The organism is Vibrio sp. D3 (assembly GCF_043995865.1).
In the GTDB taxonomy this organism is placed as follows: Bacteria; Pseudomonadota; Gammaproteobacteria; order Enterobacterales; family Vibrionaceae; genus Vibrio; species Vibrio diabolicus.
Window position 1 is genome coordinate 1888272 of record NZ_CP171887.1, and the last position, 26647, is coordinate 1914918.

Below are 26647 nucleotides of genomic sequence, written 5' to 3' on the forward strand. Positions count from 1 at the left end.
ACGCCCTGTTAAGGTGTGAGCAACGCAATACCGAAGCTCCCGCATACCACCTTAAACACCAAACGCAACGCATAGCAAAAATGCCAAGCGTTGCGAATCACTCTTAAACAGATTGTTATACGTTGCTTGCCGCTACACTAGCGTGGTTGTTAGTAATCTGTTCTATAAACGGCTCCATTCGTCTGTATGCACGCTTAGAAAGATCTAACTGATACTCCAAACTTTTTCTAATTTCGGCGTGTATATGAATAGCATTTCTAGCTTCATAAAACTCAATAATCTCATCCCTTAACCACTCATCAATTAAACCAAGCTTGAAAGCACATTCCGCTTTGCTGTCAAATCTTACCTTTGTAATATCAGTACGACCGATTCCGATATAAGTTGGGATGATCTTCTTACCATCGTGCTCAAGCTCTTTTTCTAAGGTTACCAACTTATTGGCAGGAATACTGATGACTTTTTTGGCTTGGAACTCTGTTAAGGCAATTACTTCTGGGTGATTTTTAAAGTCCTCAAACAAAATATGATGAATAACGGCTTCGTAAATTGATGCGTATGAAAGCACTTGAATTCTTATTTGCGCTCTAAGTAACCAATCATCAGCAGCCATACCCTCTAGTAACTTATATATGTATCTAGCGGACATAAATTCGTCAGCTAACCTATCTCTTAATGTTTCGTCACTGATGATATTAAATCTAGCTTGATGCCAATCCCAGTCAGCTAAATGACCTTCAATATAGTTTTGGATTTGTTTTTTTGTCTCAATTTCAAATGCCATGTTGGCTCCATTTTTTAAAACGTATAACGCCCTGTTAAGGTGTGAGCAACGCAATGCCCAAGCCTCTGCAAACCACCTTAACCACAAAAATCAACGCACAGTAAAAATGCCACGCGTTGCGAATCACTCTTAAACAGTTTGTTATAGGGATTTTGCCATAACTTTCAGGGTATTACTTTCAAATCGGTAATAGTCTTTTTCTTTGATCAAACTTGCTCCAATTGATTGGTAAAACTTGCCAGCGATTGGGTTTGTACTCTCAGCTGTCCAATCCAAACGCTGACAGTTATTTTTAACTGCAATTGAAGCTAAGTGCCTCATCAGCTCTAGGCCAACACCCTTACCGCGAGTTAACGACGATACAAATAGATCTTTCATATACATTTGACCTGACAGCCTTGGTGCGGGAAACATCATTGTATACGTAGCAAAGCCAATAATCCTTTGCCCATCATAAGCAGCAACAACTTTAACACCCGAATACTCAGAAAATACTTGTTGTTTTAAGTAACTCGCCAACTCACTTTCTGAAGCCGCTTTCTCTCCGAAATAGTACCTTTCAAGCTCATTAAAGATTGGCAGAAGATCTAGGCAATTATTTTTTCTAACTTGTTTGATTTCCACTGAATTTCCTTATCCCTATAACGCCCTGTTAAGGGGTGAGCAACGCAATACCAAAGCCGCCGCATACAACCTTAAACACTTAAACCAACGCATACTAAAAATGCCACGCGTTGCGAATCCCTCTTAAACAGTTTGTTAGCTGTTTCGTATTAGGAGACTGAACTATTAACGTAAAAATAACCAACCAGACCAACCGTGCCGTATAAAAGTGCCTTCAGAGAAGCTAGCCAGTTACTTTTAATATTAAGTAAAGTCACCACAATTGAAGATACCATCGCACAACACCACATCAAGACAACTAAACTAGCAAACAATAAATCTATAACGTCACCTAACCCATAAGGTTCTCCTGGTGAGACCGCAATATGCCCATAAATTTGAGATTTATATAGTAGCCCAGAGAAAGCAAAAAAATGGACTAAAACAATACTGAACGCTAATAACTTATTAAATCTTGCTTCCATTTAGTTTCACTCTCCAATACCACATTGCACAAACAGCTAACGCCCTGCTAAGGGGTGAACAACGCAATACCGAAGCCGCTGCAAACCACCTCAATCACTAAATTCAACGCATAGTAAAAATGCCACGCGTTGTGAATCCCTCTTGAGCAGTTTGTTAGTTTTCAAACCCAAAGTGTTGATTTTACGTTATTTTAAACTTTGCGAACAACAAACCTTATGTACTTTGATGCACTTAAGTCAGGCGTAGTCTCAAAGCGGCTAGTCAATGAAACCACTTGGAACAAACAACGCCGCAGAAAACGAACTCACAACACCAAAAAGCACTTTTGGAAAACCAATCTCACAATGCGGACTTTCAACAAAGTCACTGAAACCACGTGAACTTACCACACCAGAGAAAACGTCCTTGCAGCGAGTAAATCGGCTTTTGTACCAACAAACTCACAGAGCAGAGTTTCAGCAAAAAAGTTCGACTCAGTTACCCAAAAAGTCACAGCACCAAAGAACAAATCAACCGCTGAAACGATGCCAATTTTGGTTCTTTACCACGCAGATTAACACTGAAGTTAAATGCCGATACGACATGAACTTTTACCGCTAGATCTTGCGATATAGCCACGTTTTTCCTCTTGCAAACTAACGCTCTGTTAAGGTGTGAGCAACGCAATACCGAAGCCACTGCATACCACCTTAACCACAAAACGCAACGCATAGTACAAATGCCACGCGTTGCGAATCACTCTTAAACAGTTTGTTATAAATCATTACCAGTGTTTTTGTACGAGTCTTTTGACGACTAGCATTAAAAAAGCGAGCACAATTAAGCAAACAAAGACAAATAAAAACCAGCTACCCCACACCATAAAGATATAACCCAAATCATATCTACAAGTGCTTAGAGCTAGAGACTTGGCAGTACAAAACTCTCCCATTGAGTTATGTTTGACTGCAACATACAGGGGAACGCAAGCAAGAATACCAGAAACAACAATAGACGCGACAAGCAGTTTTAAACGGCGCATTTGGCTGGGCTCCATGGCTGCTCTAGATATAACTTGGCTACACGTGCACCGTAATCGCTAACTACTTCGGCCCCCAAGAAATTATAGATCGTAGCTATTTTTCTTATTGTCGGATTTTCGATACGTGCCTGTATTCTAGATAATAGAATAATCCCGAACTCAATATTGTAGTAAGGACAACCTAGCGCTTCTTTAGTTACGCCAATGTCTTTCCAATATGAATAATGTAGATTCATAGGCAATATTGTTTTTCTCAAAGGATAAACTTTATCATACCAACCATGAGTGGTTTCCATATACATTATTGCTGCTACTAGACGCGGGTCTACACCATGCTTTTTTGACTGCTGAACTATTAAACCGCACCACTTGCCAACTTCACTGAAGCTATCTATTTCATACAATGGCTTTCTACCAACTGCGCTCTCGCTATCAGCGATAGTAAATATTGCAGGTGTGTCATCAATAATGCTTAACTTTCTATCCGCTGACTTATTCAGAACAGGTATGTCGTTCATGTCTTATCCCCTCCACCAAAATCAATATGATACAAATTACATAACAATAAAATCATATTTATATTCACTTTTCAGACACGAATCTCAATCTTGATTTATAACGCCCTGTTAAGGGGTGAACAACGCAATACCAAAGCCGCCACAAACCACCTTAATCACTAAAACCAACGCATAGTAAAAATGCCACGCGTTGTGAATCCCCTTGAACAGTTTGTTATTGCGCTGAGCTAACGGCGCCACTGTCAGCGTCCATTTGATAGCCAAAATTCATACCGTTCTTTTGCCCTTTCAGATACACGCAACACTTTGCCTTCAATCCACTTAGGAGCATATCTTCGACTCAAAATGGAAATATTTAGCTTATCCCCAGATTCTGATGTGCAATCATCGCAACCTAATCCATATTGATTGCGTAACCATCTTTCACCTTGAAAATAATAAGAGCGACCGTTTCGAGTCAGTTTGACGATATCAATTAAAACAGTACCACTTTCCAACTCAATATATGCTAACAGCTCTCTTTGTTTATGCTTCATTTTTGCCTCTGCGCAATAACGCCCAATTAAGGGGTGAACAACGCTACCACCCAACCTAACACATTGTACCGTAGACACTAAATTTGAAGTAGAAGCCAAAGTGCCAAGCGTTGAGAATCCCTCTTAAATTGCTTGTTAGTTGCCCTTACCTAACGCAAGTGCTAACATTTGTACACACGCAAATTTAGGAGCAACTCATGGACACTAGAATTCAATTTCGTGTTGATGACGAAATTAAACGCTTAGCTCAGCAAATGGCTGAGAGCCAAGGGCGCACACTTAGCGATGCTTGCCGTGAGCTAACCGAGCAAATGGCTGAGCAACAACGAAAAGTATTATCTCACGACGCTTGGTTAACTGAACAAGTAAACCTAGCATTTGAGAAGTTTGACTCAGGAAAAGCTTCATTTGTTGACCATGACTCAGCAAAAGCACGAATGGCTGAACGAAAAGCTAAGATTCGTAGCCGAGGTCAACAATGATTTTATGGGAAGAAGAATCGCTGAATGATCGTGAGAAGATCTTTGAGTTTCTTTATGACTTTAACCCTGACGCAGCCGAAAAAACTGACGAAATCATTGAAGCCAAAGTAGAAAATTTACTCGAGCAACCATTGATGGGTGTTCAACGTGACGGTATCCGAGGACGATTGCTGATTATCCCCGAAATCTCAATGATCGTTTCCTATTGGGTTGATGGTGCAATTATTCGCGTAATGCGCGTTTTACACCAAAAGCAGAAATTCCCTACCGACTGATTGTCGTCAGTGGGCAAACTAACGCCGCGTTAAGTGGTGAACAACGCTAACCACCAAACCTAACCCATTGTACCTTAAACACTTAAGCTAACTTGAACTGAAGTCGCCACGCGTTGTGAATCCGTCTTAAACGCCTTGTTAGGCGAAGTTTCCCACCAGTGTTTAAGATTGTTTGAAAGCAGATTACCCGAAACCGAATAAGCAACCAAACACCCACTAACTTTTTGTGATTCAAGAACCACAAATATCACTATGTTTCAGCCAAGATTCCAACGACCACGAAATGCAGACCTTTAGCAACAAAGTAGGTTTTGAGCCCGAAAAACCCAAAGCTGCAAACTAACAGCAAATTCGAAAGCTTCAATTGACTTGCCCTTGCCACACTTTGAGCCAGTTAAACTCACCACCAACCAACTCCAAAAACCAATGAGGCAACCCACGAATTTTGGCATGTTTTACGGCTAGAGAGATTCAAGAATTTAAGCCGACAATGCTGAGTTGCCGACATAGAAAAGCGAATGGTCAAAAAGAACTAAGAAGATGAGAACAAAGAACTTTCCTGCCCGTCGCCTAACGCCGCGTTAAGTGGTGAGCAACGCAGACCACCCTACCTAAACCATTATGCCTTAAACACTAAAGCTAAATCAGACCGAAAATGCCAAGCGTTGGGAATCCGTCTTAAACGCTTTGTTAAATTATAACTCCACCACGTACTCGATACAGTTAGTTCTGTGATACCACAAATTCTATAACTCCAATAGCAGTCGCAATTATTGTTGCCACAAGAGTGAGAGTTACGACGGCCAGAGAAATTGTTTGATTTCTATAACTTTTCTTTAGTATTTCATGAGCCTCAACACTTCTTTCATGCGCTTCGAGGGCTTGTTTCTGTAACTCAGAAAAAGCATCTCGATCTTCGATATAGTCTTTTTTGGTACGCCAAGGTTCATTGATTGGAGGGTTGATAAGATGAACACGTAGATTTTTCTGCCCATCAGTACCACTAGAGAAACAACTATCCGTTAAGTTCATATTTTCCTCTTGTAATTTAACGCCCAATTAAGGGGTGAACAACGCCTCCACCCAAACCTAAAGCATTGTGCCATAAACACTAAAACTGAAGTAGAAGCAAAAGTGCCAAGCGTTGTGAATCCCTCTTAAATTGCTTGTTATACGTATTTTTTGAGCAGCTTTGCTTTTAGAATTTCTGGTTTCATTGCTGGCTTAGTGCGGTGAAGCATACGGTGACAATTTGAACAAACCACACAAACGTCATTTAATGTACTGATGTAGTTTTCATCTTTTTCGTGTAGAGGGTTCTTATGATGGCACTCGATAAACCCAGCGCCTAATTCTTTTCCGTACACTGACTCGAAATCAAAATCACAAACCTGGCATATAAAACCAAACCCGGCTTTTGCGTCTTTTACCAACTTAGAGTTACGCTTGAAATACGAAGCTTCACGTACCTGCCTTTCGCCCTCAGCATACTCCTGCTCTGGTGAGTTTTCTCGAATTTCATAGTCACCTAAATCATCGATTACATATGTTTTTTGTAAAAGGTGACTGACATAGCCTCCTGAACCACCAAAGTGTTCAAGTCGATCGCTTTTCACACGATAAACATTTCCTGACGGTCGAAAGTTAGGCATATATTGAACATCTTTCTTGAACTGGGTCCAAGTCAGTTCGATATGCTGAGTTTTGAAAAAGAACACGTAGGGGAAATGACTACTTCCCCACAAAAAGTTTGAAAGGTCTAAAAGCTGCTCTTTCCAAAAGCCTTTTACATGACAAAGAGCAGGCATTTCACCATCACCACCAGTGGTCTTGATTAGAAGCATGACATCGTCAACTTTAAGTTGACGAATAACACTCTTGGCGCCATCAGGAACTCCCCAGACGTTACACCAGCCATCGGGAAACTCAGCTAGAAGCTTATCTTCTATTTCTGCTTGTAGATGAGGTGGACAATGTTCGACGATGTCGGAAGCAGCGACTTCACCAAAGACAGTTTTGGGGAAATCTGCATTAGCTCCTTTTAAGCCAACATCATGGAAAAATAACTGCATAATACTTCCTCTGAACTAATACGTATAACGCCGCGTTAAGTGGTGAGCAACGCTACCACTACACTTAAAGCATTGTACCGTAAACACTAAATTTGAAGTAGAAGCAAAAATGCCGAGCGTTGGGAATCCGTCTTAAACGCTTTGTTATGGCGAAGCTCACGTTTAGCGATTTAGTTCCGTCCAACTTGAGAATAAGCCAAGATCTGTATATTGATGCTCAAAGGCACGCTTGTAACGCACACCAACATACTTTGCCTTACCTACCAAATTTAAACCCACCAAAAACTGTTTAGCAGATGACTTCCTTTCGAATACCGGAATGCCTAAAGCTTCAAACTCCTTTAGGGTATCCGAGTCAACCAATATATTGCCATCATGATCATAATGTACATGTTCAAGACGAACAGTCTTAAACTCGACACTTTCTAATGAAAGACTTGGTTCAAATGCATAGAGCGCCTGATTTTTAGTTGCTGTATTTGCTAATACAAATGCCATTTTTATCTCCTAAGCCATAACGCCGCATTAAGGTGTGAGCGACGCTTGGTTATACTTGAGCGAAGCGAAAACGCCAAGCGTTGCGAATCACTCTTAAATGCTTTGTTAGATGGATTTAGATCGGTATTCAATTTCCAAGATTGCTTTAGTTAGAGCCGCAATACTTATGCCCTCTATCATAGTCAATGTTGGTGTCACCAAACTACCATGTCCTGCTGTTGGTATGGTATTTCTGACTTTATATATTTCTAATACAGCATCTATTAATGGCTGCGGTAATTTTGAGCGCTTTTCAAACTGACTAAAGAAGCCACCTAGTGTTTCATTGGCAACTTTAGGGTTATTAGTAACATCTTTTGCCATAGTTTCTAGAATATTCGCAGCAGCATGAGCTGCTCCTGCAGGATCCTGGTTATCTAAACAACGATCCATTCGACTAACTAACTGAACTATATTAGGGTGAAGGCGATTTAAATAACTTTGCCCTAACTCCTCGTTGTAATACTTGACCCGCTCGTAAACCTCACAATCTAGATAGAACTTTGCGCTAACTGACATCCAAGAATATCTCCAATCGTCAGCTAATCTATCTCTATCGGCACTTCGTTCACCCGCAGCCTGATCAATTTCATCAACGTGTTTACACATATAATCAGCGTAATAGCCAAGGTACTTATAGGAGACTTCAGGACAAAAATTACTTACAGAACTCAAGCTTCCATTTTGATTTTGACCAATTGACGGCACTTCCTCGGCGCATAACGCTGAAAAACTGGTATTTGCCCAAATCTGATCTAATTCATCACTTTTGGTTTTTGTCAGCCCTGCAATCATATTGATTTTGGATAGCAAGAAAACACTTTCGTAATACCTAGGGCAAGTATGTGAATTTGCATAGGGACATGAATTTAAAGAGTTTCTCTTACTAACCTCTTCTTGCCACCAATCTTTATTTGGAATAATCATTTTATTGTACTCACAAATGTTACTAATCCAATCTAACGCCTTGTTAAGGTGTGAGGCACGCAATACCTATGCTTCCGCATACTACCTTAATCACTAAACCTAACGCATAGTAAAAATGCCACGCGTGCCGAATCACTCTTGAACAATTTGTTATGTACGTGCTAAAGGTAAACGACTGACTCCACATTATTGCCCTCGGGATCAATCAAAAATGCTGCGTAGTAATTTGGAGCATAGTGCTCCCGTAAACCCGGCTTACCGTTGCATTTACCACCTAAAGATAGTCCCGCTTGATGAAACGCTGAAACTTGTAATTTGTTTGATGCAGAAAAAGCAATATGGCACTTAGAATTACTGACGCCTTTTTCAATTAGAAATCTTACATTTGGCTCGCTCAAAAGCCCAAAGCCAGCTGCATTTTCATCGGACCACTTAAGCTCAATACCCAATGGTTCTAACACATTCAGGTAAAACACACGACACTCTTCGAATGCAACTACCTTAATTTCAAAATGATCTATCACTCTCAGTCCTTTAGAGTTGGTTTCAATTTCCTTAAAGTACATAACGCCCTGTTAAGGGGTGAGCAACGCAATACCGATGCCGCCGCATACCACCTTAAACACTAAAACCAACGCATAGTGAAAATGCCACGCGTTGCGAATCCCTCTTGAACAGTTTGTTAGTTTGCAAACCCAAAGCGTTGATTTTAAGTCATTTTAAACTTTGTAAACAATAAACTTTATGTGTTTTGATGCACTTAAGTCAGGCATAGTCTAAAAGAGGCTAGTCAATGAAACCATGTGGAACAAACAACGCCGCAGAAAACGAACTCACAACACCAAAAAGCGCTTTTGGAAAACCAATCTCACAATGCGGACTTTCAACAAAGCCACTGAAACCACATGAACTTACCACACCAGAGAAAACGCCATTTCAGCGAGTAAATCGGCTTTTGTACCAACAAACTCAACGAGCAGAGTTTCAGCAAAAAAGTTCAACTCAGTTAACCCAAAAGTCGCCGCACCAAAGAACAAATCAACCGTTGAAACGATGCCAATTTTGGATTTTCATCACGCTAATTAACACTGAAATTGAACGCCGATACGACAATTTCGACTTTGAGCTTTTACCACTAGAGCTTGCTTTATAGCTGCGTTTTTCCTCTTGTAAACTAACGCCCTGTTAAGGGGTGAGCAACGCAATACCAAAGCCGCCGCATACAACCTTAAACACTTAAACCAACGCATACTAAAAATGCCACGCGTTGCGAATCCCTCTTAAACAGTTTGTTAGCTGTTTCGTATTAGGAGACTGAACTATTAACGTAAAAATAACCAACCAGACCAACCGTGCCGTATAAAAGTGCCTTCAGAGAAGCTAGCCAGTTACTTTTAATATTAAGTAAAGTCACCACAATTGAAGATACCATCGCACAACACCACATCAAGACAACTAAACTAGCAAACAATAAATCTATAACGTCACCTAACCCATAAGGTTCTCCTGGTGAGACCGCAATATGCCCATAAATTTGAGATTTATATAGTAGCCCAGAGAAAGCAAAAAAATGGACTAAAACAATACTGAACGCTAATAACTTATTAAATCTTGCTTCCATTTAGTTTCACTCTCCAATACCACATTGCACAAACAGCTAACGCCGCATTAAGGTGTGAGCGGCGCTTGGCTATACTTGAGCGAAGCGAAACTGCCAAGCGTTGCGAATCACTCTTAAATGCTTTGTTAGCCCTGTGGTTGATTAGTACATATAACCTAGCCAATCAAAATGTCCAACACCCCACTGCTTATCTCTGAGTGGTTTCACATACAGTTCATCAATATGCTCTACAGCAACTCCAAAGTTGGTGTGCTCGTGAAGCCTTAACCAAGACTGCATACACTGAACTTTGTTAAAGCCATTTGATGAGTAGAAATCATGTAACTCAGATATGAGGATTATGAAATCAACGTCTTTAGTTTCGGCAAATGCCGATACTTCTGACAACATGAAAGAGCCAATACCTTGCCCTCGATAACGTTCATCAACACAGAAGTCGATTACGCCCAGAACCTTATGTATTTCCCCACTGACGCTAACAACGCGATAATCCAGTCCAAGATAGCCAACCAACTGTTCACCTTGAAAATGAAGGGCACGCATATGAGGTAACTGCTTAAAGTAAGAACGACTTACTTGGTGGTCTGGAAAAGCTTGATTTCTTAATGCTTCGATTGCCTTATGATGCAATTCTGAAACATCTATTTCTTGTACGATTTCCATATCATTTCCTAAAAAAGGGCTAACGCCCAGTTAAGGGGTGAAGCACGCAATGAATAAGCCTCTGCATAGCACTTCAACACCGAAACCAACGCATACCAAAAATGCCACGCGTGCTGAATCCCTCTTGAACTGTTTGTTAGCACACTGCCCTTTTGGCTTTTGGTACACGCCAAGATATTGAAATATAGCACAAAACTTATGGCTTAAAACACCAAAGCCAAATGGACAACTACTAAACTAGAACTCAACCACAAAACGCAAGTTGGCTAGAAGAAAGACGTGCAAAACTGCGCCATTTTCACTGCTTTAAAATTAGAAAAGGATTCGCTCACCGAACTTGAACAACCACATCAAAGAACCTAATTTAAGGTGAATGATCAACCACGCAAAAGAAACCGCGCCAGCGAAATTGCTAAAAAGTTAGAAACCGTAAACGGTGAAATCCAAGAGAAAAATATACATCTAGTGCCACCGGAGCGAACGTGAGAGGCACATTTGATCAGGTGTATAGTTAGGAAAAGAAACCAATAAACATCAAAACTTTTAACCTTTGATGCCAACCCAGTGCTAACGCCTTGCTAAGGTGTGAGCAACGCAATGCCCAAGCCTCTGCAGACCACCTTAAACACAAAAACCGACGCATGGTAAAAATGCCACGCGTTGCGAATCGCTCTTAAGCAATTTGTTATGTTTGTTCTACATTCGCGCGATCACACCAATACTCTGAGTAACTTTCGTTTACCCAACACTCAATTCGTATTGTGCCAAACTCTTTATAAGTACCTAGTTCTTCTGAGATTGTTATACGTTCAGACGATAATAAATCACTAACTGAATCAGCCAAATCTTCAAACCCATAGAGTTCAACATTTTCGTTTTCACTTCGAAGAGTAAGCTTCAGAACTCCTTGTTCTTCGGTCCGAGTCGCTGTGAGACTACAAATAAAGTCAGGTCTCACACACTCAAATAGCTTCTTATAGCTGCTCATATTCCCTCCGAAAACATAACGCCCAATTAAGTTGTGAGCAACACTGCCACCTTACTCAAACACTGCACCGTAAACACCAAACCTATTGAAACCGAAAGCGCCGAGCGTTGCGAATCAGCTTGAATTGCTTGTTATATCTAGCTGATTGCTTGAGCCAATTTCTTAAACACCTTTTCACTTTTGTATGCAGCCACGCAAGAAGCTGCTAAATAGGACAATGAAATAGACATACCCACTAATAATGCAACAGTTTTTGAATAATCATTCAATAAAATAGCAGTTACAAATAAGCCTGATATAACACCTATGTGACCCAAAAACACAATCAGCATATATAGGGCCAGCTCAAGCCACCCCTTACTGTTCTTAGGCAAATGGTAAATTTTTTGAGCAATATCATATGATAGTCCACCACCGATCAGTAAAAATGTAAATAAAGCATAACTTTCTAATGAGTACTCTTTAGGGACATTCGCACTTAGGTAATGCAAATATATTGAGCTAAAAAGTACCCAAACGATTAAAGCTAGTCCTTTCATTTTTCTCTCATTTTAACTGCTAGTTATAACGCCCAATTAAGGTGTGAGGCACGTAATACTAATGCTCCCGCATACAGCCTTAATCACTAAAATCAACGCATAGCAAAAATGCCACGCGTGCCGAATCACTCTTAAATTGTTTGTTATGTTCGTAGCTTTTGTAGCCCTTGCATTGCTCGGTTGGTCGAATCAACTAAGTCAATTCGCTTCAGTTTTTTCCGAATAATCAATGCTTCAGTGAACTGCTTTTCAGCAAGCTCATAGTTACCAAGCTCTACATGTAATTTACCCAAGTGTTGCAGACTGAAACTCAAAGAAAGTTCACAACCATAATCCTGACTTTGTAGAAAAACCCTTTCAGCACCTTCCATGTCACCAGCATATTGCAAAGCAATACCTGAAACATGATTAGACCAAAACCTGTGCTTCTCACTAGAAGTCAACGTTTGTACTTTTGAAGCTAGCCAATAAGCCTGCTTACAAAAACCTGCAATACGTAAACCATCGGCTATCAATATTTGCTGCCACTCTAGCTTATCTTTTTCACCTAGAAGCTTGAATTTAATGGCTTTATAAATATTTACTGTAAGTTTTCGGAATACACTGAAAGTTACCACATCCCTTTGATACTTCAACATTTCCTCCAAGAACATAACGCCGCATTAAGGGGTGAACAACGCGACCACAAAACCAAATCTTACCACCGTAAACACTGAACTCGACGATAGAATGAAAAATGCCAAGCGTTGTGAATCCCTCTTAAATGCTTTGTTATACCTATTTTTTGTCCCAGCCGACCACTAGTCCATTTTCGATAATAACTTTTAAGTTATATCGATTCTTACCAGCTTTGTCGTACTTCCAAGTTTCTTTAACTTTGGTTTTCAGAACTCGCTGATCAACATCTAGTGGTTTTCCTATTGAATCAATCAGTTGACCTTCAGTCTGTCCTTGCCATATGGACTTTTTCATCAATTTATTAACAAGGTTAGAGTTACCATATTTTTTCATTAATCTTGCTCGTTTCTTTTTCTCAAGATAATTATTTATAAGCCCACCAACAACTAATATGACTACAATCCAAATCAACCAATCCATTTTTTACCCTCGCAAGAAAAAATATAAACTTTTGAACCAGACATTAAAGCATTTTATTAAAGGACACCATACCTTATGTCTCATAATCGTTTTAATTATAAAGCTAAAAAATTGAATTGAATTGAACAGAATTAGGATAGGTATAACGCCGCATTAAGGTGTGAGCGGCGCTTGGCTATACTTGAGCGAAGCGAAACTGCCAAGCGTTGCGAATCACTCTTGAATGCTTTGTTATGTGCGTGCTAAACGGTAGCGCCTTACCGTGCCTTCACTGTCATCTGTGTAGTTACCGAGGTATTCACCACCACAGTTTTCTATGACTTTTTGAGACGCGGGATTGTCAATTGAGCAAGTAACAATAACTGAATCAGTGACAACATGGTCTCGCACCCAAGCAAGCAGAAATGAGGCTACACCCTTACCACGAGCTGACGGTCTAGTTTCGTAGCCAACATGACCAATGACATTTTCTACGTTGGCATTAGTACCTTTGCGAACTCGGATTGCACCTAAAATTTCGTAGTTCGATACACAGTAGTAAGTTGTGCTAGGTAAATATCCCTTTGGTAACTCGGAGATTGCCTTAGAACGTTCGACCAAACCTGACAAATAAGTTGTCGGGTCTTGCTCCACACCCGAATATTTTGAAATACCAGATTCTAGGCATTCTTTCGCATAACTCACTAATATTGGGGCCAAATTAGGGTTGGCCTCTACCACTTCCATGTCAATTCTCCTCATAAGCACATAACGCCCGCTTAAGTGGTGAGCAACGCAATACAGTGTTTCCGCACACCACCTAAATCACTAAAATCAACGCATGATGAAAATGCCACGCGTTGCGAATCCGTCTTAAAGCGTTTGTTATGTACGTAGTTTAAAATGAACACCTGAGCTTTCAAATTCTATGTTCCCAAAGCCACCTGCAACCTTGAAATATGATTGGTTCTTTTCAAAGTAGTCGATGTTTCCGTAGTCTTTTGAACCGTCAAGGTCTATGGTCGGCTGTATATCATTTTGATTCAAGAGCCCATTAATACTCAAGACACCCTCAAAAAGAAGAGACCCCAAACGATAGCAAGTATGCTCACCTATTTTTGGAGCTTCATAATATTTAGACTCAGGCCAGATGCTAAACTCTAGTTCAATTTCAAGAGTTTGATCATTGTAGTGCCAACCCAAAACAAATGAATCCTGAAGGTCTACACCTACGAGAAAATCCATATTTTTCTCCAAGTACATAACGCCTTGTTAAGGTGTGAGGCACGCAATACCGATGCTTCCGCATACTACCTTAACCACTAAACCTAACGCATAGTAAAAATGCCACGCGTGCCGAATCACTCTTGAACAATTTGTTATGAGTAATTGACGACATAGCTTAACTTCCCATAAGAGCTTTATATCGCCAACCAACTCCGGGGATCTCTGCTATAACTAAACCTGAAACCACTGCAAACAAAGTAAAAATTACAAGACCTACAATCCAGCCCCAAAAGTTGGAGCTAGACCGGCTTGCCACTTTAGTTCCACCGTACACAGCCATGCCAAATGTTGCTAGAGCAGTCCCCCAAAATAAGGCAACAGCTAATGAAGCTTCCACAACACCAGAAAAATAGTTTTTCTCCCCCCACGCTTGAGAGAAACCGTCCAGTAAACAAAACACGACAAAACCGACTAGATACTTTACCCAATTGGGAGCATTTACTAATTTATCAATCAACGTGAACTCGCCTTTACTCATAACGCCCTGTTAAGGGGTGAGCAACGCAATACCGATGCCTCTGCAAACCACCTTAATCGCTAAGACCAACGCATAGTAAAAATGCCACGCGTTGCGAATCCCTCTTGAACAGTTTGTTAGGTGGGATTTTCGCACGCCATAAGCAATGCTTTCAGCTCTAAATTCAATGAAGCCTCACCAATTTTTCTTGCTGAATTTCCCAATTGATTGCGGTAATTACAATCGGCTCCCGCCTCTAATAATAACCTAACACCTTCAATATTCTCATTGATTGCAGCAATCATTAATGGTGAGTTGTAAACATACTCCTGAGTAAGAAGTAAATTGGGATCACCTCCATTATCAAGAAGTAGCTTTAATATTTTGTTATTGGAGAAGTTAGCAGATGCAAAAACTGGGCTATTCCCTTCATAATTCTGTATGTTGGGGAGCGCACCACTTGATAGTAAAGTTTTTACCAGTTCATGGTCACCAAGAAATGACGCCATGAGTAATAGTGACGCTCCACATGAATTGACTGTATTAACGTCCATTCCCTTCTTCAACAAACGTTGAGCATACGAGCTGCTTTTTCCCTCAATCATCTGATAAATTGCGATATTTATAGGACTACTAGGGTCGTTTCTGCTTTTGCAAGAACTTGAATCACTTGTCAAAAACACTATGGATAAAGCTGCTAGTAAAAATCGCTTCAAAATAATCCCTCCTAACGCCCTGCTAAGGGGTGAGCAACGCAATACAAAAGCCGCTGCATACCACCTTAATCACTTAAACCAACGCATAGTAAAAATGCCACGCGTTGCGAATCCCTCTTGAGCAGTTTGTTAGTCGCGAGGCACCGAGCGACAATTTTAAGCCAAACTAAACTTTGCGAACAACAAACTTTATGTGCTTTGATGCACTTAAGTCAGGCGTAGTTTCAAAGCGGCTACTCAATGAAACCACTTGGAACAAACAGCGCCGTAGAAAACGGACTGACAACACCAAAAAACGCTTTTGCAAAACCAATCTCACAGTGCGGACTTTCAACAAAGTCACTGAAACCACGTGAAACTTACCACACCAGAGAAAACGTCTTTTCAGCGAGTAAATTTGCTTTTGAACCAACAAACTCACCGAGCGGAGTTGCAAGCAAAAATAGACTCTCGATTGCCCTGCCCTGTCAGCACCAAAGAACAAAACAACCGCTAGGACATTTACAAAACTTGGGACTTGAAACAGTTGAAACAGAGTTTTGACCATCGACGACGCGTCTGCGTATCAAACGATCATCCGCCAAATTCTGAGCTTAGAAACATGATTTTGATTACTAGTTTTTCTGGCGACTAACGCCGCATTAAGGTGTGAGCGGCGCTTGGCTATACTTGAGCGAAGCGAAACTGCCAAGCGTTGCGAATCACTCTTAAATGCTTTGTTAGCCCTGTGGTTGACTAGTACATATAACCTAGCCAATCAAAATGTCCAACACCCCACTGCTTATCTCTGAGTGGTTTCACATACAGTTCATCAATATGCTCTACAGCAACTCCAAAGTTGGTGTGCTCGTGAAGCCTTAACCAAGACTGCATACACTGAACTTTGTTAAAGCCATTTGATGAGTAGAAATCATGTAACTCAGATATGAGGATTATGAAATCAACGTCTTTAGTTTCGGCAAATGCCGATACTTCTGACAACATGAAAGAGCCAATACCTTGCCCTCGATAACGTTCATCAACACAGAAGTCGATTACGCCCAGAACCTTATGTATTTCCCCACTGACGCTAACAACGCGATAATCCAGTCCAAGATAGCCAACCAACTGTTCACCTTGAAAATGAAGGGCACGCATATGAGGTAACTGCTTAAAGTAAGAACGACTTACTTGGTGGTCTGGAAAAGCTTGATTTCTTAATGCTTCGATTGCCTTATGATGCAATTCTGAAACATCTATTTCTTGTACGATTTCCATATCATTTCCTAAAAAAGGGCTAACGCCTTGTTAAGGGGTGAGCAACGCAATACCGAAGTTGCCGCATACCACCCTAATCACTAACACCAACGCATAGTAAAAATGCCACGCGTTGCGAATCCCTCTTGAACAATTTGTTATATCCGTTCTTAATTGGCTTTCAGAACCTTTTTTAGAGAGACATTTCGCGCGCAAATTGATACGCCTCATCATGTGAAAAACCATTCGCTAGTGCGTAACCTGTTATCACCGACCTCCAGCAATAATTGTCATGAGGCTCAAATCCACCACTTTTGCTTTCTACATTTTCAATAAACGACTTCTTTAATGCTAAAAACTTCTCTTTACTTACCAAATCTTGTTCTTTAGTCATCGAATACCAAACCTTTGTCCATTAAATCCATAGCAAACATATAAGCCTTACCTTGCTTATAACCATGTCTCATCGCATACCCAGCAGCCATTGAAAAAGTACTTAACTCTGCATCTGGGTGCCAAGAAGCTTCCTGCTCTAAAACTTCTTTTTTGAACTTATCTTCCATGTCAGCAAAACTTATTAACGTCATTTGCTCTCTCTATCATCTATCTACTTTAAAATTGAATGCGTGAGGATATAACGCCCTGCTAAGGGGTGAGCAACGCAATACAAAAGCCGCCGCAAACCACCTTAATCACTAAATTCAACGCATAGTAAAAATGCCACGCGTTGTGAATCCCTCTTGAATGCTTTGTTAGTTGCCAAACCTAACGCTTTGATTTGATGTTAATTGCCGCTTTGCCAACACTGTCTTTGCGTATTTTGGAAAACTCAAATCAGGCGCAGTTTCCAAGCGCCTGTCACTGAAACCACTTGGAACATACAACGCCGTAGAAAACGAGCTAACAACACCAAAAAGCGCCTTTGGACAAACAATGTTACAGAGCTAACTTTCAACATATAAATCGGTTTCTGAAATAGAGAATACAACCACAAAAGAAACCAACGCACGATTTTACAAACCCAAATAACTAGAAACTGAAATACGAAAACCGAGCCAAAAACACACGGACCTTAGCCCTAAATATTTTGTTTTAGCTGCGTTTTTCTCGTTGGCAACTAACGCCCTGTTAAGGGGTGAGCAACGCAATACCGAAGCCGCCGCAAACCACCTTAAACACTAAAATCAACGCATAGTAAAAATGCCACGCGTTGCGAATCCCTCTTGAACAGTTTGTTAACTGAGCGCCCTTCAGTTTTCGCCGAGCTTACAGCCACTGTAGCCAAAGCTGGTTTCACTAATTAATGATTAGTAAAGCTAACTCAAATATGTGTTTAACCAAAAGATTACAGTTTATCTTTAGTTTGAAATGTGTCTCACAACACCATACTTCGGCGATGTAAGTTCGCCGAACTAATCGCGAATGCCTTATATTATTAGAAGGCTTTGTGCCGCCTTTCACATCAGTAAACTTAAGTACCAAATTTAAATTAGTCGCATTAGCTAAATTAAGGAAACCAACCGAACACGCTAGACCTCTGGACCTAGAAACCGTATCAATGTGCTTTCGTATTTTCTGCGCCAGTTAACGCCACGTTAAGGGGCGACAACGCATTTCCACCCAAACTTAAACATTGTGCCATAAACACATAAGCCAAACTTTGAACTAAAACCGCCAAGCGTTGGGAGTCCTTCTTAAACGCTTTGTTAGGCTAATTAGTATGATGCTCCGTCTATTCTTCTAACAGAAATACCAGATAGCACTTCATTTTCAGCCATTCTCATATTTACCGCTAAAATCTCTTCCGCGCATTTTTCAGTAGTGATGTAGTGAGTTATACAACCACATTCATTGCAGCGATGAAACTCGACTTCTTTGTCGCCCCAGCAATAGAAAACAGTTTGCTTTTGGAAGCGAATTAGAACTTGCTCTGGAGAGAAATATGCCCAAGATGCTGCGTAGCGACGACAGATTGAACAATTACATTCACCTACCTCAGTTGGAACTGTAGATAATTCGAGACTTACATTTCCACAATGACAAGTTAACTTCATCAGAAACTCCTGAAATTTGCCTAACGCCGCGTTAAGGTGTGAGTAACGCAATACCGAAGTTTCTGCATTTCACCGTAAACACTAAAACCAACGCATGGTAAAAATGTCACGCGTTACGAATCACTCTTAAACGCTTTGTTATGTGTTTTAAAAGCACGTATTGTTTTTTCTATTTCATAGTCTTCTAGCATGGGTAAAGTACGTCCAGATAAATTTAACCCCCATTCAGGTTTACTTTGTCTGCCCTCATAATCTCGACTTACAAACAGGGAATTAGGTTCATTCCATACAGTTGAAGGGATTAAATACAATTTAGGAGCAATGCCCTCTTTCAGTACTGCAAGAGCAAGTAAGTTGGTCTCACTTAGCTGAAACTTATCTTTTCGCACGAATACGTAGTTAGCGTCACGAATTGATTTAACCTGAATAGTTAAAAAGTTTTCTCCGGGCAGCCTTGCAACAAAATCTATCCCGCGATCGTCGATCTCTGTCGTATAGACTTCAAAACCGAACATTGTAAGCTCCATTTTCACAAAGTACTCACTGAATGTCCCGACCTGCATTTTATTTAGTTCATTCCATTGATATCTCAAAATACTATCCTTTGACACATAACGCCCAATTAAGGTGTGAAGCACGCAACCACGACACTTCATTTGACCACCGTAAACGCTGAGCTAAACCCAAACTAAAAATGCCAAGCGTGCTGAATCACTCTTAAATTGTTTGTTATGCGATTTTGTCGCAAGAGCTAAATTGACTAACGAAAACATTACCTTAAACACGAAAAACTACAAACGCGCAGATAACTTTTTGTGATTCAAGAACCAACGAACTCAACATTTCACGAAAAAGCTGCCACAAGCGCTGAACGCGGCCTTAAAGCGAAGAATTAGCTTTTGCTTGCAAGAAACTTAACGAGCAGAAATTTCAGCGAATGCGGACTTTCCATAAGCTTGCACTTTCCACACTTTGCGCCCGAAAAATTTTCCGCAACCAAATGCGATTATTAATGAGGCAATTTCACGAACCTTGGCATGCATTACGGTTTCAGTGATTCAAGAATTTGAATCGACAATGCTGATTTGCCGACACTGAAAAACGAATGGCCAAAGACAACGAAATTGAAGATATATTAAAATTTAGCCTTGTCGCATAACGCCCAGTTAAGGGGTGAAGCACCCAATGACCAAGTCGCTGCATGGCACTTCAACACCAAAACCACCGCATACCAAAAATGCCACGCGTGCTGAATCCCACTTGAACTGTTTGTTAGCACGCAGCCCTTTAAGCCTTTGGTACACGCCAAGATATTGAAATATAGCACGAAAGTTATGACTTAAAACACGAAAACCAAACGGACAGCTGCCAAATTAAAAACAAACTTCAAGACGTAAGTTGGCTAGAAGAAAAACATGGTTAACTGCCCTTTTTCACCGCTTTCAAATTAACAAAGAATACGGGCTTCAAACTTGAACAACAGAAACAAAGAAACGCTTGTTTTGCCGAAAATTTCTCAGCGCCAAAGAAACCACGCCAGAGAAATAGCCCGAAAGTTAGAAACCGTAAACGGTGAAATCCAAGCGAAAACTATACATCTAGTGCCACCGGAGCGAACGAAAGAGGCACATTTGATCAGGTGTAAATCTGGGAAAAGAAACCAATAAACATCAAGACTTTTGCCCTTTGATTCCAACCCAGTGCTAACGCCCTGCTAAGGGGTGAGCAACGCAATACAAAAGCCGCCGCAAACCACCTTAATCACTAAATTCAACGCATAGTAAAAATGCCACGCGTTGCGAATCCCTCTTGAGCAGTTTGTTAGTCGCGAGGCACCGAGCGACAATTTTAAGCCAAACTAAACTTTGCGAACAACAGACTTTATGTGCTTTGATGCACTTAAGTCAGGCGTAGTTTCAAAGCGGCTACTCAATGAAACCACTTGGAACAAACAACGCCGCAGAAAACGAACTGACAACACCAAAAAGGCGCTTTGGAAAGCTAATCTCACAGTGCGGACTTTCAACGAAGTCACTGAAACCACGTGGAATTTACAACACCAGAGAAAACGTCATTTCAGCGAGTAAATCGGCTTTTGTAACTACAAACTCACCGAGCGGAGTTGCAACCAAAAATAGACTCTCGATTGCCTTACTCTGTAAGCACCAAAGAACAAAACAACCGCTAGGACAGGTATAAAACTTTGGACTTAAAACAGTTAGAACTAAGCTCTGATGATCGACGATTAATCGGTGTACCAAGCAAACAACTGCTAAATTTTAAGCTCAGAGACATGATTTTGATTGCTAGCTTTTTCTGGCGACTAACGCCCTGTTAAGGTGTGAGCAACGCAATACCGAAGCTCCCGCATACCACCTTAAACACTAAAACCAACGCATAGTAAAAATGCCACGCGTTGCGAATCACTCTTAAACAGTTTGTTAGGCAAAATCTAACTCAATAGAAAGACACATCCTTTTCAGTATCTTTTCCAATTTGGCGAAATCTAATTCTGCCGACCGTTTTACGGTCAGTGTAATAGTAACCAGAAAGCTCAAACTTAGCTTTTTTATTTTCTTCAACTTTCCTAACGTCAAATATCGTTGTTCCTAAGTATGAACTCCAATTAGGATCTTTAGGCAAAGAACGATACATATAATATAGCTTAGGTTCCCCACCCTCTACTATTGGTGTACTTTCAAGAGTTAAAGACTTTGAAGTCTCTGTATGTATATTAATTTGGGTCTCAAGTAGTGATTGTTTAATCAATACCTTTACTGGGATTACCTGTTTATTTTCAGTTGTAATCTCCCCTTCCCAAGTACCGTTTAAGTCTGGGTACAATGAAGGGATGAAAAATTTTAATATTTTCCATATTGGTCGTGCTGTAAAGTTAGACGTGATGATCAGTATTAGAAGAATGGCTATACCACCAGAAATACTCATAATAGTTAAGCTATTATCGAAATGGCTACTAATGAGGTCATATGTAGTTAAGCTCAAAATAGTTGTTAATACTGCAACAACTCTAAAAAGGAACTTGAAATTTACAATCCTAAACATATTAATTCAAATCAGAAAATTTATGTAAACAGCGTTTACCATTACTCTTAGCTGATATAAGAGCTATGTATGACTCTTGTAATGTAGACCCAAGACCAGCAGAAAAAGTCAACTCGGGGTTTGCTATATCCTTGATTGATTGAAAGATTAACATTTCATTTATTTCATCTGACTCAATATACCCGGCAACGCCATCAGCGGCGCAAAATATGATACTGAAGCCTTGCTTTCTCAAAAAATCAGCGATTAAAGTTGTCTTATTGTTCACTAAGTGATTGATTCGAGAGAGTTCGTCTATGTCATTTTTCAAATACGATGATGTAATCATTTGTCCGATATCATCGCCATCAATTGTTATGTAGATCATAATTCTTCACTGTTTACTGCATCCTGCCATTATACTCTATAAGCAGCTAAACGCATTCTCTTTTGCCTAACGCCGCATTAAGGTGTGAGCGACGCTTGGCTATACTTGAGTGAAGCGAAACTGCCAAGCGTTGCGAATCACTCTTAAATGCTTTGTTAGGGGCGAGCTTCAGCTTGCGAACAAGTCTCCTTGCCCTTTTTCCAAAGTTCTTTTGTGTCTGTAAGCTAAGCCTTGAGGCGTTTGGCTTATTTGCTGACCATTGATATTGTCTAATACAGTTTCGACCGAATACCCTGTTATAGCAATTTCACCGACTTCGTCTAATTTGCTATGAATGTTTAAAGCACACTTGATTGCAGACCCATGTTGAAAACTAATTCTTTCGTCTAGTACATCTTGTTTAAACACTTGGTCTTTCATTGTGAAACTAATAGTTTCGCCATCAAAAACACCTTTCCATTTGTAGTTACCCTGCTTCAACACTGGAGAAACAATTTCAATAATTGCTTCGTCAACCGTTTCGACTGGTAGTACGTTAGAACTTAAGATAAAGTGCTTAAAGCTACCGCGTACCACCTCAGTTTCAGGGCTAACCTCACTACCGTCAGATGTGAGACCATTTACACCTAACTTAGTGACTTTACTGTATGTGTTTAAATGCTTGAATAGATTAGAGCGTCGAGTGATAACCTTGTAGTTTTCATTTACTACTTCGGCAACTTTTGTGACTGTTTCAGATTGGACTTTATCTTCTGCTATCTCTGCTTTTAAAGCTTGAATCCTCAATTTTCGCTCTTCGATACTCAAACGAAGGTCTTCTTTTTGAAGGCGCTCCAATTCCGAATCTGATTTGGGTAGCAAAGGGACAGCTATAGCTGCAATGCCAACAATAACAGAAAGAACACCAGCGTTTGCGTTCGCTAGCTGCCATATGTCACGAAGCCCACCCTCTCTGTGTGCTTCGCATTCGATTAAGATGCTTTCATCAAGTGTTTTGGCGATCTCTGTGAGTATCGCAATAACTTCGGCTTCACAACGATTGCGCACCAATGCATCCATTGTGTGAGAGTCATCGCCGAAATAGTAGTGCATTTGAAATTTATTAGCTAAGTGTGGCTTATTCATATATTGCATCCATAGAATCCACACTCAATATGAGGTCTAGAAGCATCACTTTCAAATGCAACCATGTGATTATCATCAAATTTTCAGACAAAGCCCCTAACGCCGCATTAAGGGGTGAACAACGCATTCCACCCAGCCTAAACCATTGTGCCGTAAACACTTAAGCTAATTCAAACCAAAACTGCCAAGCGTTGTGAATCCCTCTTGAATACTTTGTTAGTTGCCAAACTTAACGCTTTGATTTGAAGTTTATTACCGCTTTGCCAGCACCCAAGTTTCGTGGTTTAAAGAACTCAAATCAGGCGCAGTTTCAAAGCGCCTGTCACTGAAACCACTTGGAACTCAAAGCGCCGTAGAAAACGGACTAACAACACCAAAACGCTCATTTGAAAATGATAATGTCACAAAGCTGACTCTCAACAAGTGAATCGGTTTCTAAAACAGTAAATCCAAAACGCAACAAAATGAACTACAAGTTTCGCAAACCCAGAAAACTAGAAATTGAAATACGAAAACCGAGCCAAAAACACACGAATCTTAGCCCTAAATATTTTGTTTTAGCTGCGTTTTTCTCGTTGGCAACTAACGCCGCATTAAGGTGTGAGCGACGCTTGGCTATACTTGAGCGAAGCGAAACTGCCAAGCGTTGCGAATCACTCTTAAATGCTTTGTTATATGCGTGTTAGAATTTTACTGGTCTAATTTCCACATCGGTCAAAGCACCATGTAATGAGTAGTAGTTCAACAGCTTAACTTCTTCGCAGTTGGGAGCTCTTACACTCGTTATAACTGTTTGATAATCTATATCACTAGACATGAAAAATTTCAGATAATTCGCAAGCGTAGTATCGTAGAAAGAGGTAGTTTGCAAATTAAACAATAATATACTTTGCTTGTACTTAGCATGCACTTGAACCAGTTCACTAATCAATTCAAGTAACACCATACTTCTCTCACCTCCGGATAGGTTTGAAAAGTTTAGAGGAAAACCATGACTCTTAAGTACCACACGCAGGTAATAGCCATCTAGAAAATCTTCATCATCCTCATCTGCCGTTTGGTACTCAAAATAGGCACTGTCGACTCTTGAATACTGTGATTGACCTAAAGCGGACAATATATTTTCTAGTCTTAGCTTATCCACACCCAGATATTCAGTGAACTTATCAAGGTCATCACGCTCATCTTGATTGAATCTCTGAAGAAACTTAAAGTCATATCGAAATATAGCAATAGGCATCGGGTTAAAGTGAACATCATGATTGTTTAGTTGAGACAATATCTGCCTATTGCCAGATGTAATCTCTAGCTTATTTGAATCAGGGTTAAACAACTCAAACTCATAATTAAAACACTCATTATTTTCAACTCTATTTTCCAAACGCTTAAAGCTAGAAATTGAGTTAATTAAATCTAATATAGTAGACTTTCCTGACGCATTTTGTGAACCATAGATAAACGTAACTTTACCAAAATAGATTTTTTGTTCGTCTGCAAACAAATCCATCTTATTAATTTTTAAAGAATGCAGCCAAAATAATGGTCGTTGAATACGACCTTGAAACAACTTAATTTTTGTTTCATGCAAAGCTCGCCATGCTTTAAGCTGTTCAGCAGTAAAACCTTCACCACTGTTTGTATCAATTAGCCTAGCATGGTTTTTACACGCCCAAAAACCATTATCAACAGATCTCAATTCATCATTAGACAAGCCTCCTTGCCCTCTAGGTCCATTCAAAGATGCACTGAAAATATGGGCAGCTTCTCCAATGGATGAGGTTGTATCCGAAGATTCACCGGGACCAATTGTAATAACATTACAACTAGGGTGACAACATTGGTACCCTGCACGACCAGCTAAAATATTTTTAGTTTTAACTAAAAAATCACTCTTTTTTCTACTCATAATTATCCAAATGATGAAAGCATATAACGCCTTGTTAAGGTGTGAGGCACGCAATACAGAAGCCTCTGCATACCACCTTAACCGCTAAACCTGACGCATAGCAAAAATGCCACGCGTGCCGAATCACTCTTGAACAATTTGTTATGTGCCTTTGCGAAGAGAGCCCCAATACACTTTGTGCCTGTCAGCCAAAGGAATGATTTTATATTTTTGAATACCAAGCAGGCACCCAACCCTTGAATGCCCCTCAACTAAATGAGGTATGCCAGATTTACCACCAAGAACATTTGCATCTAGAAATATCGGTGGAGTTAACCAAGTACCATGCTTTTTCCAATGATTGAGTACTTCCTCTCGGCAATCAATCACTGCCTCTCCGACGTCGTTGAAATGCGCTGCATCTTCAGATACCTCCTCAAGAAAATCAGGAAATGAAGCATTGCTACCTATCTGCAAAAACTTCGTCGTATCAAAATCAACTAGCTCCCACTTTAGATCAGGAAGTGATAGATCACCGTAGAGAGCTAAAAAGCGACTGTTGGCATTATGATCAATATAAAACTGTTCAATCACAGAATCAGGCGCACTAACCCCATGCAGCTTGAGTAAATCGATACTCTTATCTGTGCTATATGGATCTAGTGCAATTTTCGACAAGTCTTTATACTTCAATTTATTGCCTCAAAACTCTGGTGGCACATAACGCTGCGTTAAGTGGTGAACAACGCCAACCACCCAGCCTAAACCATTGTGCCTTAAACACTTAACCTGACTGGAACCGAAATCACCAAGCGTTGTGAATCCGCCTTAAACGCCTTGTTATGTTCACGATTTATCTAAAGCTTTTCCCAGCCTGTGAACTCACACCGCCTGAAAGTCCAGTGATAGTAAAGACACATTACAACTGAATAAAATACACTTGTTAAAATGGATTCATATAACAAACTTGAGATTGTTGGGTCGGACTTGAGCAATGAGAGTATTGGTAGGAAAAATACGAAAAACTCAAAGAAGCGTATCCACAAATTGCGCATGAAAGAAACATAATATGGCGGTCGCAGTTTTAGGCCAGCTTTCCTGAGCCATCTATGCAACGGTGGATTATAATTGCACTTCCATATTTTGGCAGCTTCTAACTCTTTAAACGCCCGCACAAGCTTGTTCTCGTAACTCATTTTCTACCTCCTATTTTGAGGTAAAGGATACACAAATACTGCCCTTTGAATTTGGAAACACTTCAAGATTCCAAAAAGTGACCATAACGCCCAATTAACGTGTGAGCAGCGCATACACTGAACTTGAACACT

34 protein-coding genes are annotated in these 26647 nt (G+C 40.3%); 4 read left to right on the forward strand and 30 right to left on the reverse strand.

The genetic code is table 11. The features are described 5' to 3' along the window. Positions 1-115 precede the first annotated feature (115 nt). The 5 genes from ACHFJ9_RS16705 to ACHFJ9_RS16725 all read right to left on the reverse strand — a co-directional run bounded on the left by ACHFJ9_RS16705 (position 116) and on the right by ACHFJ9_RS16725 (position 3948). Positions 116-784, reverse strand: coding sequence for a hypothetical protein (locus ACHFJ9_RS16705; RefSeq protein WP_395355594.1), 669 nt, complete (start codon positions 782-784; stop codon positions 116-118). Between the two features lie 141 nt (positions 785-925). Further along, positions 926-1408 carry a GNAT family N-acetyltransferase gene (locus ACHFJ9_RS16710; RefSeq protein ID WP_124009288.1) on the reverse strand — a complete coding sequence of 161 codons (483 nt, stop codon included), beginning with the start codon at positions 1406-1408 and terminating at the stop codon, positions 926-928. A 149-nt stretch (positions 1409-1557) separates the two neighbouring features. Beyond that, entirely contained in the window at positions 1558-1872 is a 315-nt protein-coding gene (locus ACHFJ9_RS16715; protein WP_046875176.1) for a hypothetical protein, read from the reverse strand. Between the two features lie 1009 nt (positions 1873-2881). Next, positions 2882-3412 (reverse strand): hypothetical protein, encoded by a 531-nt coding sequence (locus ACHFJ9_RS16720; RefSeq protein ID WP_213971162.1) that lies wholly within the window; start codon positions 3410-3412, stop codon positions 2882-2884. Positions 3413-3654: 242 nt separating this feature from the next. Continuing rightward, positions 3655-3948: a hypothetical protein gene (locus ACHFJ9_RS16725; RefSeq protein WP_025441763.1), complete on the reverse strand. Its 294-nt coding sequence runs from the start codon at positions 3946-3948 to the stop codon at positions 3655-3657. A gap of 197 nt (positions 3949-4145) precedes the next feature. Here ACHFJ9_RS16725 and ACHFJ9_RS16730 point away from each other — a divergent pair, with 197 nt between their 5' ends. After that, the gene (locus tag ACHFJ9_RS16730; RefSeq protein ID WP_258676484.1) at positions 4146-4430 is read left to right on the forward strand and encodes a type II toxin-antitoxin system RelB/DinJ family antitoxin; all 285 of its coding nucleotides are present in this window, start codon (positions 4146-4148) and stop codon (positions 4428-4430) included. Then, a complete protein-coding gene (locus tag ACHFJ9_RS16735; protein ID WP_258622185.1) occupies positions 4427-4705 on the forward strand; it encodes a type II toxin-antitoxin system RelE/ParE family toxin in 279 nt (92 codons plus the stop codon). Before ACHFJ9_RS16730 ends, ACHFJ9_RS16735 begins: the two co-directional genes overlap by 4 nt. A 723-nt stretch (positions 4706-5428) precedes the next feature. Here the strand turns inward: ACHFJ9_RS16735 and ACHFJ9_RS16740 are convergent. The 14 genes from ACHFJ9_RS16740 to ACHFJ9_RS16805 all read right to left on the reverse strand — a co-directional run bounded on the left by ACHFJ9_RS16740 (position 5429) and on the right by ACHFJ9_RS16805 (position 15589). After that, positions 5429-5737 (reverse strand): hypothetical protein, encoded by a 309-nt coding sequence (locus ACHFJ9_RS16740; protein ID WP_069485206.1) that lies wholly within the window; start codon positions 5735-5737, stop codon positions 5429-5431. 137 nt (positions 5738-5874) lie between these two features. Beyond that, positions 5875-6777, reverse strand: coding sequence for a restriction endonuclease (locus tag ACHFJ9_RS16745; protein ID WP_395355599.1), 903 nt, complete (start codon positions 6775-6777; stop codon positions 5875-5877). A gap of 162 nt (positions 6778-6939) precedes the next feature. Beyond that, complete coding sequence (locus ACHFJ9_RS16750) at positions 6940-7275, reverse strand: hypothetical protein (RefSeq protein ID WP_023585733.1); 336 nt, start codon at positions 7273-7275, stop codon at positions 6940-6942. 105 nt (positions 7276-7380) lie between these two features. Then, a complete protein-coding gene (locus ACHFJ9_RS16755; RefSeq protein WP_395355601.1) occupies positions 7381-8241 on the reverse strand; it encodes a hypothetical protein in 861 nt (286 codons plus the stop codon). 161 nt (positions 8242-8402) lie between these two features. After that, positions 8403-8765, reverse strand: coding sequence for a VOC family protein (locus ACHFJ9_RS16760; RefSeq protein WP_053808694.1), 363 nt, complete (start codon positions 8763-8765; stop codon positions 8403-8405). 782 nt (positions 8766-9547) lie between these two features. Beyond that, positions 9548-9862: a hypothetical protein gene (locus tag ACHFJ9_RS16765; RefSeq protein ID WP_046875176.1), complete on the reverse strand. Its 315-nt coding sequence runs from the start codon at positions 9860-9862 to the stop codon at positions 9548-9550. Between the two features lie 141 nt (positions 9863-10003). After that, positions 10004-10525, reverse strand: coding sequence for a GNAT family N-acetyltransferase (locus ACHFJ9_RS16770; RefSeq protein WP_109170508.1), 522 nt, complete (start codon positions 10523-10525; stop codon positions 10004-10006). Positions 10526-11650: 1125 nt separating this feature from the next. Next, the gene (locus ACHFJ9_RS16775; protein ID WP_395355603.1) at positions 11651-12052 is read right to left on the reverse strand and encodes a hypothetical protein; all 402 of its coding nucleotides are present in this window, start codon (positions 12050-12052) and stop codon (positions 11651-11653) included. A 143-nt stretch (positions 12053-12195) separates the two neighbouring features. Then, positions 12196-12705 (reverse strand): hypothetical protein, encoded by a 510-nt coding sequence (locus ACHFJ9_RS16780; RefSeq protein WP_046268225.1) that lies wholly within the window; start codon positions 12703-12705, stop codon positions 12196-12198. A gap of 124 nt (positions 12706-12829) precedes the next feature. Continuing rightward, a complete protein-coding gene (locus ACHFJ9_RS16785) occupies positions 12830-13150 on the reverse strand; it encodes a DUF2845 domain-containing protein (RefSeq protein ID WP_395355605.1) in 321 nt (106 codons plus the stop codon). Positions 13151-13381: 231 nt separating this feature from the next. After that, on the reverse strand, positions 13382-13876 hold the full coding sequence (locus ACHFJ9_RS16790) for a GNAT family N-acetyltransferase (protein ID WP_086458933.1): 495 nt from the start codon (positions 13874-13876) through the stop codon (positions 13382-13384). A gap of 138 nt (positions 13877-14014) precedes the next feature. Further along, entirely contained in the window at positions 14015-14374 is a 360-nt protein-coding gene (locus ACHFJ9_RS16795) for a hypothetical protein (RefSeq protein ID WP_395355607.1), read from the reverse strand. Positions 14375-14531: 157 nt separating this feature from the next. Next, entirely contained in the window at positions 14532-14894 is a 363-nt protein-coding gene (locus tag ACHFJ9_RS16800) for a hypothetical protein (RefSeq protein WP_123768143.1), read from the reverse strand. Between the two features lie 116 nt (positions 14895-15010). Next, on the reverse strand, positions 15011-15589 hold the full coding sequence (locus tag ACHFJ9_RS16805) for an ankyrin repeat domain-containing protein (protein ID WP_048625632.1): 579 nt from the start codon (positions 15587-15589) through the stop codon (positions 15011-15013). 240 nt (positions 15590-15829) lie between these two features. Here ACHFJ9_RS16805 and ACHFJ9_RS16810 point away from each other — a divergent pair, with 240 nt between their 5' ends. After that, a complete protein-coding gene (locus tag ACHFJ9_RS16810; RefSeq protein ID WP_395355553.1) occupies positions 15830-16132 on the forward strand; it encodes a hypothetical protein in 303 nt (100 codons plus the stop codon). A 192-nt stretch (positions 16133-16324) separates the two neighbouring features. On the opposite strand, the gene ACHFJ9_RS16815 is transcribed toward ACHFJ9_RS16810, so the two are convergent. From ACHFJ9_RS16815 to ACHFJ9_RS16835, 5 genes are all read right to left on the reverse strand, one after another. Then, positions 16325-16846, reverse strand: a complete 522-nt coding sequence (locus ACHFJ9_RS16815; RefSeq protein ID WP_109170508.1) for a GNAT family N-acetyltransferase — start codon at positions 16844-16846, stop codon at positions 16325-16327. Between the two features lie 172 nt (positions 16847-17018). Then, the gene (locus ACHFJ9_RS16820; protein ID WP_025543657.1) at positions 17019-17219 is read right to left on the reverse strand and encodes a hypothetical protein; all 201 of its coding nucleotides are present in this window, start codon (positions 17217-17219) and stop codon (positions 17019-17021) included. After that, the gene (locus tag ACHFJ9_RS16825; RefSeq protein WP_395355566.1) at positions 17212-17412 is read right to left on the reverse strand and encodes a hypothetical protein; all 201 of its coding nucleotides are present in this window, start codon (positions 17410-17412) and stop codon (positions 17212-17214) included. The genes ACHFJ9_RS16820 and ACHFJ9_RS16825 overlap by 8 nt, the downstream gene beginning before the upstream one ends. Positions 17413-18540: 1128 nt before the next feature. Then, the gene (locus ACHFJ9_RS16830) at positions 18541-18879 is read right to left on the reverse strand and encodes a GFA family protein (RefSeq protein ID WP_079855471.1); all 339 of its coding nucleotides are present in this window, start codon (positions 18877-18879) and stop codon (positions 18541-18543) included. 113 nt (positions 18880-18992) lie between these two features. After that, a complete protein-coding gene (locus tag ACHFJ9_RS16835) occupies positions 18993-19394 on the reverse strand; it encodes a hypothetical protein (protein ID WP_212578330.1) in 402 nt (133 codons plus the stop codon). A 1417-nt stretch (positions 19395-20811) separates the two neighbouring features. On the opposite strand from ACHFJ9_RS16835, the gene ACHFJ9_RS16840 reads away from it, so the two are divergent. Continuing rightward, a complete protein-coding gene (locus ACHFJ9_RS16840) occupies positions 20812-21078 on the forward strand; it encodes a hypothetical protein (protein ID WP_079751540.1) in 267 nt (88 codons plus the stop codon). A 258-nt stretch (positions 21079-21336) separates the two neighbouring features. On the opposite strand, the gene ACHFJ9_RS16845 is transcribed toward ACHFJ9_RS16840, so the two are convergent. The 6 genes from ACHFJ9_RS16845 to ACHFJ9_RS16870 form a co-directional block, all read right to left on the reverse strand. Further along, positions 21337-21942, reverse strand: a complete 606-nt coding sequence (locus ACHFJ9_RS16845) for a hypothetical protein (protein ID WP_140383513.1) — start codon at positions 21940-21942, stop codon at positions 21337-21339. 1 nt (position 21943) lies between these two features. After that, entirely contained in the window at positions 21944-22309 is a 366-nt protein-coding gene (locus ACHFJ9_RS16850) for a mCpol domain-containing protein (protein WP_140383512.1), read from the reverse strand. 168 nt (positions 22310-22477) lie between these two features. After that, positions 22478-23443, reverse strand: a complete 966-nt coding sequence (locus ACHFJ9_RS16855) for a hypothetical protein (RefSeq protein ID WP_395355611.1) — start codon at positions 23441-23443, stop codon at positions 22478-22480. 673 nt (positions 23444-24116) lie between these two features. Further along, a complete protein-coding gene (locus tag ACHFJ9_RS16860; RefSeq protein WP_395355613.1) occupies positions 24117-25340 on the reverse strand; it encodes a hypothetical protein in 1224 nt (407 codons plus the stop codon). A 141-nt stretch (positions 25341-25481) separates the two neighbouring features. Then, positions 25482-26012, reverse strand: a complete 531-nt coding sequence (locus ACHFJ9_RS16865) for a hypothetical protein (RefSeq protein WP_252040630.1) — start codon at positions 26010-26012, stop codon at positions 25482-25484. A gap of 164 nt (positions 26013-26176) precedes the next feature. Beyond that, positions 26177-26515, reverse strand: coding sequence for a DUF6404 family protein (locus tag ACHFJ9_RS16870; RefSeq protein WP_395355615.1), 339 nt, complete (start codon positions 26513-26515; stop codon positions 26177-26179). Between the last annotated feature and the right edge of the window lie 132 nt (positions 26516-26647).

What these genes read in the sequence shown, in the direction of transcription:
- ACHFJ9_RS16705 (WP_395355594.1), bottom strand. Translation starts at nt 784, where the DNA reads ATGGCATTTGAAATTGAGACAAAAAAACAAATCCAAAACTATATTGAA.
- ACHFJ9_RS16715 (WP_046875176.1), bottom strand. Translation starts at nt 1,872, where the DNA reads ATGGAAGCAAGATTTAATAAGTTATTAGCGTTCAGTATTGTTTTAGTC.
- ACHFJ9_RS16720 (WP_213971162.1), bottom strand. Translation starts at nt 3,412, where the DNA reads ATGAACGACATACCTGTTCTGAATAAGTCAGCGGATAGAAAGTTAAGC.
- ACHFJ9_RS16725 (WP_025441763.1), bottom strand. Translation starts at nt 3,948, where the DNA reads ATGAAGCATAAACAAAGAGAGCTGTTAGCATATATTGAGTTGGAAAGT.
- ACHFJ9_RS16730 (WP_258676484.1), top strand. Translation starts at nt 4,146, where the DNA reads ATGGACACTAGAATTCAATTTCGTGTTGATGACGAAATTAAACGCTTA.
- ACHFJ9_RS16735 (WP_258622185.1), top strand. Translation starts at nt 4,427, where the DNA reads ATGATTTTATGGGAAGAAGAATCGCTGAATGATCGTGAGAAGATCTTT.
- ACHFJ9_RS16740 (WP_069485206.1), bottom strand. Translation starts at nt 5,737, where the DNA reads ATGAACTTAACGGATAGTTGTTTCTCTAGTGGTACTGATGGGCAGAAA.
- ACHFJ9_RS16745 (WP_395355599.1), bottom strand. Translation starts at nt 6,777, where the DNA reads ATGCAGTTATTTTTCCATGATGTTGGCTTAAAAGGAGCTAATGCAGAT.
- ACHFJ9_RS16750 (WP_023585733.1), bottom strand. Translation starts at nt 7,275, where the DNA reads ATGGCATTTGTATTAGCAAATACAGCAACTAAAAATCAGGCGCTCTAT.
- ACHFJ9_RS16755 (WP_395355601.1), bottom strand. Translation starts at nt 8,241, where the DNA reads ATGATTATTCCAAATAAAGATTGGTGGCAAGAAGAGGTTAGTAAGAGA.
- ACHFJ9_RS16765 (WP_046875176.1), bottom strand. Translation starts at nt 9,862, where the DNA reads ATGGAAGCAAGATTTAATAAGTTATTAGCGTTCAGTATTGTTTTAGTC.
- ACHFJ9_RS16770 (WP_109170508.1), bottom strand. Translation starts at nt 10,525, where the DNA reads ATGGAAATCGTACAAGAAATAGATGTTTCAGAATTGCATCATAAGGCA.
- ACHFJ9_RS16775 (WP_395355603.1), bottom strand. Translation starts at nt 12,052, where the DNA reads ATGAAAGGACTAGCTTTAATCGTTTGGGTACTTTTTAGCTCAATATAT.
- ACHFJ9_RS16780 (WP_046268225.1), bottom strand. Translation starts at nt 12,705, where the DNA reads ATGTTCTTGGAGGAAATGTTGAAGTATCAAAGGGATGTGGTAACTTTC.
- ACHFJ9_RS16785 (WP_395355605.1), bottom strand. Translation starts at nt 13,150, where the DNA reads ATGGATTGGTTGATTTGGATTGTAGTCATATTAGTTGTTGGTGGGCTT.
- ACHFJ9_RS16790 (WP_086458933.1), bottom strand. Translation starts at nt 13,876, where the DNA reads ATGGAAGTGGTAGAGGCCAACCCTAATTTGGCCCCAATATTAGTGAGT.
- ACHFJ9_RS16795 (WP_395355607.1), bottom strand. Translation starts at nt 14,374, where the DNA reads ATGGATTTTCTCGTAGGTGTAGACCTTCAGGATTCATTTGTTTTGGGT.
- ACHFJ9_RS16800 (WP_123768143.1), bottom strand. Translation starts at nt 14,894, where the DNA reads ATGAGTAAAGGCGAGTTCACGTTGATTGATAAATTAGTAAATGCTCCC.
- ACHFJ9_RS16810 (WP_395355553.1), top strand. Translation starts at nt 15,830, where the DNA reads ATGAAACCACTTGGAACAAACAGCGCCGTAGAAAACGGACTGACAACA.
- ACHFJ9_RS16815 (WP_109170508.1), bottom strand. Translation starts at nt 16,846, where the DNA reads ATGGAAATCGTACAAGAAATAGATGTTTCAGAATTGCATCATAAGGCA.
- ACHFJ9_RS16820 (WP_025543657.1), bottom strand. Translation starts at nt 17,219, where the DNA reads ATGACTAAAGAACAAGATTTGGTAAGTAAAGAGAAGTTTTTAGCATTA.
- ACHFJ9_RS16825 (WP_395355566.1), bottom strand. Translation starts at nt 17,412, where the DNA reads ATGACGTTAATAAGTTTTGCTGACATGGAAGATAAGTTCAAAAAAGAA.
- ACHFJ9_RS16830 (WP_079855471.1), bottom strand. Translation starts at nt 18,879, where the DNA reads ATGAAGTTAACTTGTCATTGTGGAAATGTAAGTCTCGAATTATCTACA.
- ACHFJ9_RS16835 (WP_212578330.1), bottom strand. Translation starts at nt 19,394, where the DNA reads ATGTTCGGTTTTGAAGTCTATACGACAGAGATCGACGATCGCGGGATA.
- ACHFJ9_RS16840 (WP_079751540.1), top strand. Translation starts at nt 20,812, where the DNA reads ATGAAACCACTTGGAACAAACAACGCCGCAGAAAACGAACTGACAACA.
- ACHFJ9_RS16845 (WP_140383513.1), bottom strand. Translation starts at nt 21,942, where the DNA reads ATGTTTAGGATTGTAAATTTCAAGTTCCTTTTTAGAGTTGTTGCAGTA.
- ACHFJ9_RS16850 (WP_140383512.1), bottom strand. Translation starts at nt 22,309, where the DNA reads ATGATCTACATAACAATTGATGGCGATGATATCGGACAAATGATTACA.
- ACHFJ9_RS16855 (WP_395355611.1), bottom strand. Translation starts at nt 23,443, where the DNA reads ATGCAATATATGAATAAGCCACACTTAGCTAATAAATTTCAAATGCAC.
- ACHFJ9_RS16860 (WP_395355613.1), bottom strand. Translation starts at nt 25,340, where the DNA reads ATGAGTAGAAAAAAGAGTGATTTTTTAGTTAAAACTAAAAATATTTTA.
- ACHFJ9_RS16870 (WP_395355615.1), bottom strand. Translation starts at nt 26,515, where the DNA reads ATGAGTTACGAGAACAAGCTTGTGCGGGCGTTTAAAGAGTTAGAAGCT.